At 60.2% G+C, this 16170-nt stretch carries 11 protein-coding genes and 4 pseudogenes; 6 read left to right on the forward strand and 9 right to left on the reverse strand.

Annotation, left to right across the window (positions count from 1 at the left end; translation table 11 throughout):
- Window positions 1-87: 87 nt before the first annotated feature.
- Window positions 88-253 (forward strand): annotated as a pseudogene (locus tag K288_RS52895) (transposase); the annotation flags it as partial.
- 410 nt (window positions 254-663) lie between these two features.
- Window positions 664-1995 carry an MFS transporter gene (locus K288_RS0135995; RefSeq protein WP_027583883.1) on the forward strand — a complete coding sequence of 444 codons (1332 nt, stop codon included), beginning with the start codon at window positions 664-666 and terminating at the stop codon, window positions 1993-1995.
- Between the two features lie 1222 nt (window positions 1996-3217).
- Here K288_RS0135995 and K288_RS0136000 read toward each other — a convergent pair.
- From K288_RS0136000 to K288_RS53785, 4 genes and pseudogenes are all read right to left on the reverse strand, one after another.
- Entirely contained in the window at window positions 3218-4960 is a 1743-nt protein-coding gene (locus K288_RS0136000; protein WP_244443386.1) for an ABC transporter ATP-binding protein, read from the reverse strand.
- A 2100-nt stretch (window positions 4961-7060) separates the two neighbouring features.
- Window positions 7061-9312: pseudogene (locus K288_RS47570) on the reverse strand (hypothetical protein).
- Window positions 9313-9433: 121 nt separating this feature from the next.
- On the reverse strand, window positions 9434-10192 hold the full coding sequence (locus K288_RS47575; RefSeq protein WP_084799983.1) for a recombinase family protein: 759 nt from the start codon (window positions 10190-10192) through the stop codon (window positions 9434-9436).
- Window positions 10185-10352: a hypothetical protein gene (locus tag K288_RS53785; protein ID WP_160169040.1), complete on the reverse strand. Its 168-nt coding sequence runs from the start codon at window positions 10350-10352 to the stop codon at window positions 10185-10187. Before K288_RS53785 ends, K288_RS47575 begins: the two co-directional genes overlap by 8 nt.
- Before the next feature lie 318 nt (window positions 10353-10670).
- On the opposite strand from K288_RS53785, the pseudogene K288_RS51160 reads away from it, so the two are divergent.
- Window positions 10671-10928, forward strand: a pseudogene (locus tag K288_RS51160) (ATP-binding protein); the annotation flags it as partial.
- Between the two features lie 22 nt (window positions 10929-10950).
- Here K288_RS51160 and K288_RS0136030 read toward each other — a convergent pair.
- A pseudogene (locus K288_RS0136030) lies at window positions 10951-11121 on the reverse strand (transposase domain-containing protein); the annotation flags it as partial.
- A 35-nt stretch (window positions 11122-11156) separates the two neighbouring features.
- Between K288_RS0136030 and K288_RS51165 the strand changes: the two are divergent.
- From K288_RS51165 to K288_RS55700, 3 genes are read left to right on the forward strand one after another with little or no spacing between them, the layout of a single operon-like run.
- Window positions 11157-11600 carry a hypothetical protein gene (locus tag K288_RS51165; protein ID WP_244443387.1) on the forward strand — a complete coding sequence of 148 codons (444 nt, stop codon included), beginning with the start codon at window positions 11157-11159 and terminating at the stop codon, window positions 11598-11600.
- Window positions 11597-12925, forward strand: coding sequence for a recombinase family protein (locus K288_RS54310; RefSeq protein ID WP_201449774.1), 1329 nt, complete (start codon window positions 11597-11599; stop codon window positions 12923-12925). The genes K288_RS51165 and K288_RS54310 overlap by 4 nt, the downstream gene beginning before the upstream one ends.
- 11 nt (window positions 12926-12936) lie before the next feature.
- On the forward strand, window positions 12937-13674 hold the full coding sequence (locus K288_RS55700) for a helix-turn-helix domain-containing protein (RefSeq protein WP_244443388.1): 738 nt from the start codon (window positions 12937-12939) through the stop codon (window positions 13672-13674).
- Here the strand turns inward: K288_RS55700 and K288_RS47585 are convergent.
- The 4 genes from K288_RS47585 to K288_RS0136060 all read right to left on the reverse strand — a co-directional run.
- A complete protein-coding gene (locus tag K288_RS47585; protein WP_343209247.1) occupies window positions 13565-15139 on the reverse strand; it encodes an IS66 family transposase in 1575 nt (524 codons plus the stop codon). The two genes, K288_RS55700 and K288_RS47585, sit on opposite strands and share 110 nt — an antisense overlap.
- A gap of 74 nt (window positions 15140-15213) precedes the next feature.
- Window positions 15214-15543 (reverse strand): IS66 family insertion sequence element accessory protein TnpB, encoded by a 330-nt coding sequence (gene tnpB / locus K288_RS0136050; protein ID WP_201449775.1) that lies wholly within the window; start codon window positions 15541-15543, stop codon window positions 15214-15216.
- Between the two features lie 11 nt (window positions 15544-15554).
- Window positions 15555-15887 (reverse strand): transposase, encoded by a 333-nt coding sequence (locus K288_RS47590; protein WP_051334924.1) that lies wholly within the window; start codon window positions 15885-15887, stop codon window positions 15555-15557.
- A gap of 30 nt (window positions 15888-15917) precedes the next feature.
- Window positions 15918-16170, reverse strand: a 253-nt coding sequence (locus tag K288_RS0136060; RefSeq protein ID WP_027583890.1) for a transposase domain-containing protein, incomplete at its 5' end; no start/stop codon positions are given.

Consider the following 16170-nt stretch of genomic DNA (forward strand, 5'->3'; position numbering starts at 1 on the left):
ATTCAAGTGATCTGAGGCCGGCAAACTGGACATTTTTGGCTAGAGTTTTCGCCGCCGAATCCTCTCGGCTGGGAGGAGCGATAGATGATGAAGGCCTCAAAATTTTCCCAGAAGACGTTCATTCTCAAGCGGTTGCGGTTGCGGTTGCGGAGATCTGCCGCAGGGCCTGAGTCAGCTAGGCGACCTATTCAACTGGAAAAGGAAGTACCACGTATTGCTGCCGACCGAGATGCGACGGTTGAAGCAGCTTGAGCTTGGCCGATCGCACCTTTGGTGCGGAGTCGTCGCCGATTGCTTCCTGACGGCTGCGATCGCAAGATCAGAGCAGGCGCCACCTGTTCGGCGCCCGCCAATTTTGTCGCAAACCCGCCACTGCACAGCAGCGCAATGGCTGGGGCCGCGCGACAACTGCAGCGGGTTCTCTTCTATCTTTGCTGGTAAGGGCCGCGATCAGTTCAAGGGTTCAATGGGGTCGCAAGAGGCAGGCATTATTATTGCACACCTTATCATGAGCTTCGTCCTGACAACGCTTCAGTCTACATGTGGACTGGCGCACTGGCCGTGCCAGATCATCAAGGTAAAGACGTATGCGACAAGTGGAGCGCAACGTGCGCGGCCTGACTGGTCGAAATGTTCAGGCCAGCGACCTCGCTTGGATCGAGGATGGCCAGGCAACTTAGTCAGGAAACGCCGGACTCGGTCCTCGATGCCGCAGACCAACCCTTGACCCGCCGCGCCGTGTTGGGTGCAACGATCGGCAATATTCTCGAATTCTACGACTTCGGAACCTATGGCTTTTTCGCGATCCAGATCGGCCAAGCGTTCTTCTCGGCAAGCGACCCGTTCGCCAGCCTCATGCTGTCGCTCGCAACCTTCGGCGCAGGCTTTGTGACCAGACCGATCGGGGCCATCGTGCTCGGCTCGTATTCGGATCGGGCCGGCCGCCGGCCAGCGATGACCGCCAGCTTTGCCATGATGAGCGCCGCGATCCTGTTGTTGGCTATTACGCCCTCGTACGAGACAATCGGGATTGCAGCTCCGCTGCTGGTTATTTTCGCACGTTTAGTGCAGGGCTTCGCGCTGGGCGGTGAGGTTGGTCCGACGACCGCGTATTTGATGGAAGCGGCCCCGAGCGAAGGGCGCGGTCTTGCTGTCTCATTTCAACCCGCCAGCCAACAGATCGCCGCGACGGCCGGAGCGCTCGTTGGAGAAATACTCTCCCTCACCATGACGATCGAGGCACTCAATGCGTACGGATGGCGAATCGCGCTGTTGCTCGGCGCCGCTACGTTACCGTTCGGGCTTTGGTTGCGGAGCACCCTGCCCGAAACGTTGCACCGCCCCGAGACGCCGGCTCTGGTCATCCAACCTGTAGGGAGATCGCCTGCCGCTCGCCGCATCATGAGTTTGGGATTTGTCATCTTGGCGAGCTGCACGATCATTACTTATGTCACGGGATATATGACCACCTATGCGCTGAACACCCTGCACGTTTCCGCGCCTCTCGCCTTTGGTACTACGCTCGTCAGCAATGCGGTAGGAATTGCCGCCGCATTGCTGGGCGGCTGGCTCGCCGACCGCGCAGGCCGTCGGCACATCATGATATGGTCGCAGGTCACTGCATTGCTGATGACTTATCCGGTATTCTTGTGGGTTGCAGAGAGCCGCAGTGCCCTCGCACTTCTCGGAGGCCTCGGCGCGCTTACCCTGATCGGAACGATTCCGTATAGCGCCTTCTATGTGAGCATGGCCGAAGGTTTGCCCAAGACCATTCGTGGTCGCGCCTTCGCAACGATCTACGCTTTTGCGATAGCGATTTTCGGAGGCACAGCTCAACCAGTCGTCACCTGGCTGATCCACCTTACCGAGAGCGCGCTCGCGCCCGCCTGGTACATGCTTGTTGCTGGCGCGGCCGGGCTCTTTGCCATGCTCATGATGCCGGAGACGGCCCCACTCAAATTTAGAGCGCGGCGCACAAGTAAAAGCCCGTCATAGCGCCGGACAATGTGATCACGGGCCCTTCCGGATGATATCGCGCGCTGCCTCGCGCGGGCCGCCAAGAATGTACGTCGCCGCGGCGCCGACGCTCTGAAGGAAGCCATGAAAACGTAGTTGTGTCCGGATCCAGCCACCGCCAAGATCCAAGAGCGCCTAAAGCGGCCCAAGAAAGCGCGGCCTACGGAGAAATCTTCCCCAGAGGACCTTGAGCTTTCAATTCCACCCCCGGCCCCGGACGACCAATGAAGAAGAAAGTTGAGTGGCGCAAAATATCTAAGCTCGGTACCGAGACCGCAGGGCCCTTCACAGCGGGCAAGACCAAGGCTTACGACGCCCACTTGACTGCACGGGCGGCGCGCAATCGTACACACCACGATCCTCCAGGGGCCCTGAAGCCAGCGACCCGATCGTGAGATCCGTAGTGGCCGGCCAGGTACAGGCCGCCATAAATGCAGTCTGCTAGACGCCATCGATCATCGGATCAGGTCAAGTGGTGCGGCGGCTAGAAGGTTTCAGGACGGGGGAGCTGAATTCTTGCGCGAGGAAGCGCAACGGTCAATTGGTCGCGAGCCGCCTATTCCCGGGCGTGCCGCAGAGCGGCCTGCAGGCTGACGCTGCTTTTCCCAATGCTCGTCCTCGGACCGTGAGCGCTCTCGAGAGCCTCGATCTTGGCCCGGATGGCCGCAAGCTTTTCTGTGTGCTCGCGCTCGCGCAGCGCCGCCTGCGCTTTCGCCCTCGCCTTCTCGCGCCGTTCGCGATCCCTTTACCTGGCCAACTCCTGCAGACGATCGGCCTCTCGGCGCAGCTGTTCCTTTTCAATTCGGCTGCGGCGTTCCGAGCCTGCCGATTGCTGATCTTGCGAGCGGTTCGCTTCGCCAGCTTGTCGATGCTGCCTTGTCGACGAACTCATCAATCTCGGCGCATTTATGCAGAACTCCGGTCTAGAGCAGCCTGAATTCAAGAAGAGGGAGGGAGCCTGTTCCGACAGCAAGTGGGCCGATCGCCAATCGCACGCCTGTCCTTGCCGCCCGGGATCGAATGTTGGTAATCGGCACCCTAGAATATTTCACATCCACCGGAGCAGGGGTCGCCAACTCCGTCATAGACGCCGAGGATTCGTCTCTACGCCTGGGTAGCTCCGTGAACTGCGAAAGCATCTCGTCCAGGAATGCAACCTCAAGTGCAGACAGTCAACGCCCGGGCTGTTCATTCACTTCGCCTATGTCACTGACAAGCCGCAGTCGGTCAGGTCGACCACGACGTCGGTTGTAGAAACGACGCCTTTGCGATGAGTGATCGCCAACACGGTCACATCCTTGGCTAGAGCGCGCATATGGTCCATAATGTCCCGCTCGGTTTGTTCGTCGAGCGCGGAGCTGGCCTCGTCGAGAAGAAGGATCGCCGGCTCGCCATAAAGCGCCCGGGCAATAGCAATACGCTGGCGCTCCCCGCCGGAAAGTTTCAAACCGCGTTCTCCAACGGCTGTGTCAAATCCTGCCGGCAAAGTCTCGATAAAGGGGAGAATAGCGGCTTTTTCCGAGGCAGCGCGAAGGCGCACCTCGTTGCGGGGCCGTCCCAGTAGGATGTTGTCGGCCAGCGACTCATTGAGCAACATCACGTCCTGCGGCACAACAGCAACTGCGGCATACCAATCCGCGCGATCGACGCCCGCTATATCGGTTCCATCTACCAGAATACGACCGCAGTCTGGTTCAATCGATTTCAAGACGAGCTTAAAAATTGTCGACTTTCCCGATCCGGATTCACCGACAAGGAAGGTGATCCCGCCGCGCCCAGCCATAAACGAGACGTTCGTAACGCCACGACCGTTGTCGTAGGCATAACCAATGCCCTCGAAAGATAGCTGGCCAGCGGAGGGCGTAAAATCATGAGCGTGAAATGTTCGCCGCTCTTCGGGTGCGGCCCACAGTCTCGCTAGAGGGATGAGGTCGGCTCGCGACCGCGCCACGTCAGAGATCGCTCGCGCAACCATCTCGAATGGCATATTGAGCTGGAGTAGAAGCGTGTTGAATAGCACCATATCCCCGATGGTGACCGCCCCAACCTGGTATTCAGGTATAAGAAGGAAAAGCGTGACCGCAAATTGTAGCGCGACGGCTGGGCCGAGCACGGCGATGTAGGCAAGGCGTTGCAACACATAGGCTCGCCAGTTATCACGCACCTCCCGCGCCTTCATCGTAAAACGCTGGCTCATCCAGGTATGACTGCCGAAATAGCGCAAGGTGTCCATGGCGTTCATGACGTTGCCAACGAAACGCTCATTCTCCTGTCGGGCCTCGCTGGCCCGATTCAGGAACACGTACGCCCGACGCGTGGAACTCCACGTCAATGTAATCGCGACTGCCCCATAGACGACAACGATTGCAGCGATCTGGATATTGAGGCGCGCACCGAGAGTAGCGAACGTAAGTAGAAATTGTGTTGCAGCAGGGATGAAGACGATGGTCACAAGCTGGAGCAACGCCGTTAGCGCGCTACGCCCGCGAGCCGCCGCACTCTGTATCTCCACTGGATTGTGCTCAAGAAAAAAAGCCGCGGTTTTCCTCAGGATGCGATCGAAGAAGCCTGTTGCAGCGATGAAGCCCAGGTTCTCGGCTGTCATAAAGGAGAGATACTGGAGCATGCGCTGCAATGCGGAGGCGACGCCGAGCAGGACCGCATAGCCAGCGAACCCCCACGCAAGCACCGAAATGTCTCCCTCGCGCGGGAGACGGTCAATGAGATACGAAAATACATAGGGCGCTGCGACGCTGCTCGCGCTGGAGATCAGCGCCACTGCGACAACGACGAGAAGCAACCACCGATCAGACCGCCAGTACGCATGCAAAATTTCGGAAATCAACGTGCTGTCGTTCGACATGACCTGCGGCGGATCGAGTAAATGGGCTTTGCTTAGGCTGAAAGAGCCGACATAGCCTTGTTCGCACGGTTTCGATTCCATGCGAGCTCACATAAAGACGCTCCATGCAAGCTCGCCGGAATTTACTTTTGTGTACCATTGCTTGGCTTCAAATCAATCGGTCCAGCACCGCCATCAACTCACCAACCCTAGTAGGTTGCCGTGCGTCTTCTCACATGAGAAATCATATTTTGTGGCTTCGAAACCGCTGCCGCGCCATCCTATCCGTCATTTTCTGGAGCCTGGCTCGCCAGCACGAGAAGTACGGGTCGGAGCAGCCGTTACGGGCGGAGAAGGGATGAAATTGGGCGTTCGCGTTAGTCGACCCGATGCAAAGAGACATCAAGGAACATTTTCAGCGGAGGGGCACTCGCGGGCGGAGCCGCGACGCTAGAAGCTACCTCTTCACCCGATCATTCATCTAGCTTGGCCACTTTGCGGTCAACGAGCGCGAGCGACCCGGCGACGCATCTGAAGCACTTTCGCCGCCCCACGATTGCTCGCGGTTGACGGCCCCGCGATGCACCGCCGTGGACCGTGGACCATACGGGGCCCTCGGTTCCGAGGCGGATGTCGTGCTTTGCTTTTTTTCTTCAGGCGAACGGGCGTGGGGGCAAGAAATTCTCGCAAGATCGTGCGGACGCGTCGCTGCTCAAAAACGACTTCTCCGTTCACTCAACCTACGCCGATTGAGCATTTGCGCGATTGGCGATCGTCACCCGACTGGATGTTAGTGAGCAATCGCTCAGATCCTCTTACAGAAGACGATGGAGCGGATTGCTCCATCTGGCGGCGTACCCGTACGAGAAGAGGATGCGGCCGCTGTCGGAGCAAGCGGCCGCACGAGGCTCGATCCTCATTCTCTGCTTGATTGTTTTCCGTTTTCAGTGTCGTACGCACGACGGATCGGTCAAACAAAAAAACAGGTCGCAGATACCATCCAACGGGTCATCCGCGCACTGGGGATATGACGTATCCGCTACCTGCAGCTTGGTGGTGGCCGGTTGCGCGGCAACCTTTGCAACAAAAGCGGCACCGCCGCCATTGCAAGCGCGAGGGCGCTCGTAGTCACAAACACGAATCTTTTCATTCGAGAAATCGCTTCCCGAGGTTGGCCCCAGCCGTCCTCGACGTCTATATGACGAAGCTGCAAGTGGTAAAATTGATTTTCTTGATTGGGTCTATCTACGGAATGGATAAGTTCGGACATCACCATATGGCTTTATCTTAAGCCGCTCGGAACCTGCAAAGGCCGTTATGGTCGAGAACTCAAATTGTCAACGAGATCGCCCGGGAGATCAAAAGCGAGGTGATGCACCGGGTGCTTGGGGGGCACGGCTCGAGCTGTAAAGGTCGCTCAGGCCCATGATTTGGATTGCTGTCGTGAGCTCGCGCCATGACTCAATGGACAGCCCCCGCCAAGCTGATCGGGCTGCGGAGGCACCGCCTACTCTTCCGGCGATGCCACCGTTGGTCGCTCGTGATGGCGACTGAAAAAAGCAGGGACATGCCTGACCATAGGTCCATGTACGGAATTTTCTCGGCGGCGCTCGGCGCCATTGTCATTTGTAGAGAAGCAGCTCCGACGTCTTCGGCTTGAGGCGCTCAACGAAGAACGACAAGCCCCAGCATCTTCCGGGGGCCATGGAGGCGGGATGCTGGGGCCGTCGTAGCCTTATGCAAGAGTAGCAAACAGGCAGCGTTGTTGTGCACCGCCCGATTCGATTCGTCAAAGCCGCCCGGGATACTCAGCTCCCGTGCATCCGGACCACGCGCAAGCTCCGCCGAGGATTTGCGGCCAGTTCGCGGCGGGCAGACAGGCGAAAGCGCTGGTACATCCGAGCGGATCGCCGCCGGCATCAGGCACATGTTTCTCCGCCTGCCGCACTCAGTGGCCTAGCTTCTCGCCCGAGCGCCGATCTTCGCCACGCCTCGTGATGGCAGCTTGCTTGTCCGGCGATCGACAAAAGTCCGGATCGCCGGCTGACAAGGCTCCCGTGGTGCGGGTTCTCTTCCCCAAGGCTCCATCCTTTTGCGAAATGGAGCCTGAAGGGGCTCGGTGCTGCTCAGGCAATCTGCCGAGCCGATCTGGAGGCATGAAGCTGCGACCGAACGGCACACTGCCGCAAGACAACCAGCTCACTAGATCCCCAGTCGAGCCATCTGCGCCGACACCTCCGGATCGGGAAGGGGGTGCCACGCATGGCGGCCAGCGGCGGTGCTCAACAAGGACCTACAGAACGCAGGGGTGAGCTTGCCGCGGTGGATCACGACGTTCTGGTGCCCCTCGGCGGCTCGAGCGCTCTGCCAGTGCTGATTGTAGCCGCGCTGTTCGTCGGACTTCACGTGGCAAGCGGCGAATTCGCGATCGCCGAGCGTTGCCAATTGCCAGGCATGTACCGGCCGCTGGGTATGGATGTGCACCCACATCGGGTTTGGCATCGCACCACCGCGCAGCGCCCTGGGCTGCAGCTTGATCTCGAACAGCGTCCCCGGCTCTGCCTTCAAGGCGCGCGGTGGATCCACTGACGCCAGTTCCCCCGCCGCCCGCAACTGTTCAAGGTACTTTTGCGATGGAAACGCATAGCTCTTCATGCAATCGCTCGTGATTGCTGCCTTTCCCGCTTTCAATGAGTTTGCCTGTCCCTGCACCTCGGACCACATCCCCTTGAGCCGGACTATTTTTTCGTGCACTTCGGGCACTTGCGCAGGCGTGAGCAGGCCACGTCGGCGAGGCTCCTCGAGCGCGGCTACACAGGCCTCAATCTCGGTGGCCTGCGTCTGCAATCGCTTAGCGACGAGATTCAATACGTGGTCAGCGTCCTCGGGCTTCATCTGGCGCGCTTGCGAGACGGCGCGTTGCTGAGCCGGCAGATTAAACTGCAGCAGCTCGTCCAGTCGCTCGAGCAATCCCGCCAGTGCTTTCCTGGAGGGCGGAGCCTGCCACATCTGGAGATGCTCGGTGGCAGAGGTTGACGCCCGCGCGCGTGCCTCCTCCGCGGTCGCGAGTTTCTTGGTACCGAGATCCGAGAGCACGATAACCTTGCCTGTCGGCACCGTGGCGGCACCGGGTCTTGCGAGTTGCGGCTCGGGCGGGCGGGCCGTCGAACTCCCCTCGCCTGCGGCCGCTGCGCGTCTTCCTTTGCCCTTTCTGCGCGCCGAACTGCCTTCGCCCACGAGGGCAGTATTTTCCGGCAGCGCAGTCGCAGCCCAAGCCGGCGGTTCAATCGTGGCTGGCATCTGTGGCTGCACTGCCAACAGCCGCATGACTTCGTTCGCCGTAAGCCACGCACCTTCCACGATCTCGTCCAGCAACTGCAACGGAAGGTCAGCTCCCGTTCCGGCCGCCCTCAGCGTGGCAACCATGGAACTCACCCCCGATGCGAACTCCGAAAGCCGCTCCATGACTCCTTCCAGAACGGCGCGATGCTCAGCGTCGAGCGGCGTCCCGTTGCTGTTCAGAACGGCCTCGGCGGTCGAACGAACGCCGGAAAAACATCTCCGATGAAGGTCCCGAGCAGACGCACCCGCCCGCCCTCGTCCATGAGGGCGCCGCGCACGTCTGGTTCCAACGTGCTCGCTTGCGAGTCAATCAAGAGCTGCGCGAGAGCGATCCGCGATTGCAGATACATGCACTTCGTATTGAGCGCCCAGCCGGTATGCAGTCTTAGTGCGGCCTCTTCGGCCTTGCGCATCTCGGGCGTGCTGCTTGGCAAGTCGGCAGTAGCCGCGCAGACGGACTGCATCCGCTCCGAGCGCAATGCCTTCTTTCCCCACCACTCCATGCAGGCCGCATACTGTTCCGCCACGCCTGCAACCGCGCGGCTCAGCTGGTCGGGCGTAGCCGCGTCTTTGATCTTCTCGAGCCACTCTGCTGCTTTCCTTCTGCTCTTCTCCAGTGGATAGATGATCCTGGTGGCCACGGCGTTACATTCGTCGCCCGCGTCCAGCGTGTCATCGCGGAGCCGGCGAGCCCGATCGTCGGGCAGAATGCGACGTGCCAACTCTTGGGGCAGATCGGCGTAGTAGTCCAGAACTGCTGAGCCTGCCCTGACGACTTGGTCGATCAGCTCTTGCGCCTCGGGAAAGTCCCGGGCGTGCGTGGCCGCTCGACGACAAGTTTCAAACTCCTCAAGCAGGCTGCTCAATTTTCGCTTTGCTGCCTTGATCTCATCCCGCGTTGGCGCCGCCACATCCGAAGTTGGTGGCCGGTTCGCAAGTGCCGCAGTTCTATCTTGAGGTCCGGAGCGCATCCGCTCCACCACGGCGTCGAAGGAACGACTGCGTTCCCCAGCGAAGAGGCCGGGCTCAAGGCTCGAACTGCTCATTTGCCTGGTGCTGTCGGCTCCTGCGGCCCCAACCTGCGATGTGCCAGCTCGGCCAATGCCCGTCATATTTTATCTCCGATAAAGTCGAGAATGCGCAGCCTCTCTGGATAGACCGCCTGGCTGACGGCTAGCTGACCAAGAGCGTTCTTCCGGATGCACAAGAAAGCCGATGTCGCCTTGGGTTCCATTATCCATTGCACCCCCTGCGTTGCTGAAGACAGCGATGCGGGATAACGCCGCCGCGCAGCAGCCGCCACTCCACCATTCGGCCGCGTGGACCATACACGACAATCGGCATCTTGATGCCGTTATCGCACAACCAAATCGCGACCTGGCGCACGCTGCCAAACTCGGCAAACTTACAGAACGCCAAATGGAGCGCCTCGCGCACCCGCCTGTCCGGATCCAGCTCAAGCCTGTCGTCGCTGCTGCGCACGTAGCCGACGGCCACACTCGTGTGAAGATCGCCACGTACTGCCTTGAGGCGCAGTGCTTCTTGTGAGCGCTGGCGCAAGATCGTTAGTTCCAGTTCACTGAACGTCCCCTTCATACCTAGCAGCAGTCGGTCATTGGTGAGCTTTGGATCGTAAACGCCGTCCTCATCAATGATCAGGCTGTTCACCAGCGTGCAGAACTCCAGAAGTGTGTGCCAGTCGCGGCCATTACGGGCCAGGCGGGAAGCCTCGACGGCCAGCACAGCGCCGGCGCTTCCGGTGCAGATCGCGGTCAGCAAGCGCTCAAAGCCGGGACGCGCTGTGCCGCCCCCCGAGCGACCAAGGTCATCATCGATGACGATGACGTTTTCCCAGCCAAGCAGCTGTGCGCGAGTTGCGAGCGCGTACTGACGCCGACGGCTCTCAGGATTATTGACGAGTTGGTCCGGGGTCGATTGCCGCACATAGACATAGGCGCTGCGTGATAAATGATCAGACGTTATCTTATTCATTGTCCGCCTCCGTCACCTTTGCGCGGGCGGTGCTGCATTCGTCGAGAAGAAGTTTGAGCAGACTTGTGACTTCCAAACGAATCAGCGGATCGAGCCGCTGGTGCTGGACTGTGCCTGCCGTGACCGCCGGCAGATCGAGCTGTCGCCATTGCTGTTCCATCATCACCTCCAACCGTCCGACTCGTTCCAGATGATGGTGACGACGATACGCGCTGTGCATCAACGAGGCCGCGAAGTTCGCGCAACGAATCCAGGGGAAGCCGAGGGACTTCAACCGTCGGCAGTGCCGCGGCGGAATTCTCAATCATCCATGCCGGCAGCAAGGCGCGAGAGCCGTCGGGCTGTTCGATCACGAAGTGATGGCGAGCCCCGTGAATGACGCGCCTCAAAGCAATGAGGCGCTCACCAGCGCGTGGATGATGTCGATATTGAATGACAACTTCGAACGGATGTTCTTGGGTACTATGTCGCGTGCTCGTCCGGGACTGGCAAAACCTGGTTGGCATGTGCCTTCGGACGCCAGGCGGCCAGGCTCGATCATTCCGTCCTTTATTTGCGTATGCCGCGCTTGTTCGAAGACCTCGCCATGGCCCGTCTCGATGGTCGCTTCCCGCGCCTCATCGATAAGCTTGCACGTGTCCAGTTGCTCATCCTCGACGATTGGGGCACCCACACCCTCAATGACCAGCAGCGCCTTGATCTCCTCGAAATCTTCGAAGAGCGCTACAGGCGCAAATGTAAGCGGCAAGCTGAGGCCGTCAGGCGGCGTGGTTCCATGGCATAAGCGCGTCGAGTTCGCTGTTCGGCCAACCGTTGGCGATACGCTGAAGTGTTACGGCGAGCCAAGCGAACGGATCGACGTTGTTCATCTTCGCCGTCTGCAGCAGTGTCGCGATGGTCGCCCAGGTTCGTCCGCCGCCGTCCGAGCCGGGGCCATAGTGCCGGGTTTCTGACATTCGAAGCCGTGATCGCCTATCCGTACCACCCGCTGGTCGGCCGTACGGTCCTGGTGACCGGCGACCATGAGCACGACGGTGTTCATTATTTCCTGATTCGGCAACCGCAGGGCGGCTCCTTCCAGGTGCCGGGCTGGATGTTCGATCCGGCGGCATGTTCGATGGAGATTGTAACGGTGCCGCGCCTCCCCGTCAGCCAGCTCATTCAACTGCGTAGTCTGCTTGATCATCTCGTAGCCTATCGCCCGGAGGAAGAAAGCCCCGGAGGATTCGACAATGAGAAAGCAGTGTCGTGCGCAAATGGATCTGTTCCTTCCGCTAACCCGGCCCGGCGATATGAGTGGCGCCGAACGACAAAAGGCGGTGGCGCTTCTGCGAGTATTGCTAACGGAAGCGGCGGCGAAGCCGGCCAACGAGCCTCAGGCCAACGGCAAAAAGGGAGCAGGCGATGAGTAAGATCACGCCCGTGCACCTGGCCCGTGCCGCTTTCGTGTACATCCGCCAATCCACAGCGTATCAGGTCGTCAACAATCTCGAGAGCCAACGACGCCAGTATGGCTTGGTCGAACGCGCGCGGCAGCTTGGCTGGGAAGATGTCCAGCTTGTCGATGATGATCTCGGCCGGTCCGGTGGCGGAACGGTCCGACCGGGCTTCGAGAAGCTACTGTCCGCGATTTGCGAAGAACGGGTTGGCGCCGTGGTATCGCTCGAGGCATCACGCCTTGCCCGGAACGGCAGAGATTGGCACACTTTGCTGGAGTTCTGCGGCCTGGTCGACACGCTGATTGTCGACGAGGAAGCCATCTACGATCCTCGCTCACCCAATGATCGGCTGTTGCTTGGCATGAAGGGCACCATGAGTGAGATGGAGTTGTCGATCTTCCGGCAGCGGTCCGTCGAAGCCATGCGCCAAAAGGCACGGCGGGGCGAACTTCATTTGACGGTCGCCGTCGGCTACGTGAAGACGGATGACAGCCGTATCGAGAAGGATCCTGATCGGCGCGTCCAGGATGGCATCTTGCTCGTCTTCCGCAAATTCGCCGAGCTCCAATCAATCCGGCAGGTGCTGCTTTGGTTCAGGCAGGAGAACGTCCTCGTTCCAGCGATTGTGCAAGGTCGCGGTAAACGCCCAGTCGAATGGAAGGCACCCGTCTATCACACGCTGCACCACATGCTGACGAATCCGGTGTACGCTGGCTCTTACGCCTATGGTCGGCGGGGGACACGGGTGACGATCAAGGACGGGCGCAAGCGGATCATGCGCGACACACTCCGACGCAATTGGAGGGATTGGGACGTTTTGATCCACGACCATCACGAGGGCTATCTCGCCTGGGCGGAGTTCGAGAGGAATCAGCACCTGATTGCCGACAACGCCAATGGAAAGAGCTATATGGGTCGCGGTTCGATAAGGCGCGGCGAGGCTCTGCTGCCGGGATTATTCCGTTGCGCGCGCTGTGGCCGACGCCTGCACATCCAGTACACTGGAAAGGGCGGGAACACACAGCGATATGCCTGCCGCGGGGCATTCGGCACCAAAGCGGCCGACACCTGTATCGGCTTTGGCGGCATGCGGGTCGATCGCGTCGTCGCCCAGGAGGTGCTCGATCAACTGTGCAGCCTCTTGGGATTGAAGCGGCGCTGGCCGCGATGGACGCCCAGAGCGTGCATCATTGCGACAAGCGCCAACACATCGAGAACGCAATCCAGCACGCTCAATACGAAGCTGCTCGGGCACGGCGACAGTACGACGCCGTCGATCCCGATAACCGGCTAGTTGCCAATGAGTTGGAGCGGCGCTGGAACGAGAAGCTGGTTCAACTGCGCGACCTGGAGGTGCAGCTCGAGACCCTTAAACAGGCGCAATATGCTCCAGCGCTTTCCGCCGCGGATCGCGCGAGGCTGATGACTCTCGGCAAGGATTTGACCAAGGCGTGGAACAGTCCCGGGGCGTCCATCGAGACACGCAAGAAGATCATCAGGCTGTTTGTCGAAGAGATCATCGTCGATGTCGTGGGCAATACATTGGCGCTCATCATACACTGGCAAGGCGGCGACCACACTCAGTTGACGGTCAAAAAGAACAAGATCGGACAGACCCGCTGGACGGTCGAAGCCGATGTCCTCGATCTCATTCGCGTATTGGCGAGGCAACTATCGGACACGGCAATCGCTGCGATCCTCAATCGGTCCGGCAAGCTGACTGCACATGGTGCGAGTTGGACACGATCCAACGTCTGCAGTCTCCGGAACACCAACGGCATTCCTGTCTACCGCGAAGGTGAACGAGCCGAGCGCGCCGAAGTGACGTTGGATGAAGCCGCCGACATTCTGAAGGTGAGCCGCACGACGGCCTATCGGATGGTCAGCAGTGGTACCCTTCCGGCCCGGCAGCTGTGCGGCGGGGCGCCCTGGATTATGCGGCTCGCCGACCTGCAGCGAGACGCTGTGTGCCGCGAAGCCGATGCCAGACGATCGCGTCGTCCGATATCTCGAGATCCTCAGCAAAATCGCCTTCCTTTATAAGGGCATCACCAGATGAGTAGTATGACGCGCCAACGTCGCTGCCGGCGAAGAGGCTATTCTTTCTCGTGATTGTTTGTGGCCGGATGGCGCGTTCGACGATGTTGGAGTCGAGCTCGATACGTCCATCGGTCAGGAAGCGTTCGAAGATGGCACGGCGCGAGACGGCATAGCGGATCGCCTCGGCCAATTTTGATTTGCCGGAGATCCGCCGCAAGGTCTGCTGCCAGAGATCGAAGAGATCTGCGACGATCGCCGCGGAGGTTTGCTGGCGCGCGGCAACGCGAGCGTCGGGGCTTTGACCGCGCACGGTTTTCTCGATCTGCCAGAGCTTCGCCATCCGCTCGACCGTCGCCGTTGCCACTTCTGAGCTCCCTGCAACATGCAGCTCGTAGAACTTGCGTCTGCAGTGTGACCAGCAGCCAGCCAATGTGATGCCATCATTGCCGCGATCGGATCGCGCGAGCTTGTTATAGGCGGCATAGCCATCCACCTGCAGGATGCCGCGATAACCATTGAGGTGCCGGACCGCGCATTCGCCGGAGCGGCTGTCTTCGAAGCGATAAGCCACCATCGGCGGACCGTTGCGGCCAAAGGTTCGGTCATCTCGGGCATAGGCCCATAAGTAGGCCGTCTTGGTCGATCCGGAGCCCGGAGCGAGCGTCGGCAAAGTGGTTTCGTCGGCAAAGACCCGTTCGGCCTTCTTGACCTCGCTGAAGATGTAGTCGGCCAGGATCTCCAGCTCGAAGCCGAGCTTGCCCATCCATTGCGCCATCAGCTGGCGGTCTAACTCGACCTTGTCGCGGGCGTAGATCGCCTCCTGCCGGTAGAGCGGCAGGCCGTCGGCATATTTGGCGACGGCGATCTGGGCCAGAAGCGCTTCCGTTGGAATGCCTCCTTCGATGATGTGGGCCGGGGCCGGCGCCTGGATCACGCCGTCCGCGTTCTTGAAGGCATACTTGGGACGGCGCGTGACGATCACACGGAACTTCGCCGGCACCACATCCAGGCGCTCCGACACGTCCTCGCCGATCAGCACTTTCTGCTTGCCGGCATGCTCAGCCAGCTCTTCCGGCTCAATGACAGTTTCGATCCGTTCCAGATGGGGCGCAAAGCCCTTGCGCCGACGCGGTGCACGCTTGCCATCCGCTTGCGCACGGCCCTTGCTGACCTGGGCCTTGATCGCAGCGATGCCGGTCTCGATCTCCTCGAAGACGAAGGCCTGCTGCTCATCGTCGCCATTCGCCGAGCCGAGCTTTTCCGATCGTCGGCCGAACCGGGCGCGGTCGAAGGCCTTCAGGATCTGCGTCAGCCGCTCGATGCGCGTATCGGCATCGGCGTTGCGGGCCTTGAGATCGGCGACTTCGCTCGCCAGAGCATCGGCGCGGGCCGCTTTCTCGGCCATGGCAAGAACCATGGCCTTCAGCGTCTCTACGTCATTCGGGAGGCTGAGATCGGGCGGCGTCATTGACCCGACCAGAGCACATCTTGCTCCGTTTCTCTTGCCCTTTCAGGCCGCTGATTCACTTCGCCGCAGTGCTTTTACCCAACAATCTCCGGCGGCTTGACCGCCGCGGTCCGGACCCGCTTCCAGTCCATCCCATCGACCAGGGCCATCAACTGCGCAGCATTCAGCTGCACCCGATGATGTCCGATCCGCGGCCAGCAGAACCTCGCCTTCTCAAGCCGTTTTAAATAGAGGCACACGCCAGAGCCATCCCACCATACGATCTTGATTCTGTCGGCCCTTTTGGCCCGGAACACATAAAGCGCACCGTCGAACGGATCTGAGCCGGCATCGCGTACCAGCGCAACAAGCCCATCGATACCCTTGCGGAAGTCGACTGGATGGCTGGCCAGGAACACCTTCACGCCAGAGGGGATCATGCCGAACGTACCGCCCGGATTACCCTCTGCAGATGCGCCTCGTCGACGTCCACGCCGGCGCGCACGATCACCTCGCCAATGGCAATTTCGATCACTGCGCCTGACAAAGACGCCATCTCACCCCCGCAACTCGAGTGCCGCTCGCGATAATGTCGTTCCGCCCGAGCATCACGGCGCCAGGCAAACAGCTGCGACGGGTGAATGCCAATCCGGCGAGCGATCGCCGAGACGCTCGCGCCAGGCTCCAGCGCCTCTGTCACGACTTTGGCCTTAAACTCGTACGTAAGCGCGATTTTCCCCGCACGTTGACGCCGGCGGTTTTGATGGATTGCCCTAGTATCGGGGCGATACCGGTCCGTTCAGGCAGTGGCGGCTTTGTGGAAGTTGAAGGGCAGCAGGTCGGTAATATCGGCGTCGCCGGCGCGCTGAGGCAATTCGGTGAGGACGTGGCGCAACCACGCTAACGGCTCGACACGTGAGGCGCGGCAGGTCAGCATCAGGCTGTAGACGACGGCACTGGCCTTGGCTCCGTCCACGGTATCGCTGAACAACCAACTCTTCCTGCCAGTTGCAAAAACCCTGATGTCGCGCTCCAGAAGATTGTTGTCGATC

Origin of the sequence: Bradyrhizobium sp. Ai1a-2 (genome assembly GCF_000426245.1) — a bacterium.
Classification (GTDB): Bacteria; Pseudomonadota; Alphaproteobacteria; order Rhizobiales; family Xanthobacteraceae; genus Bradyrhizobium.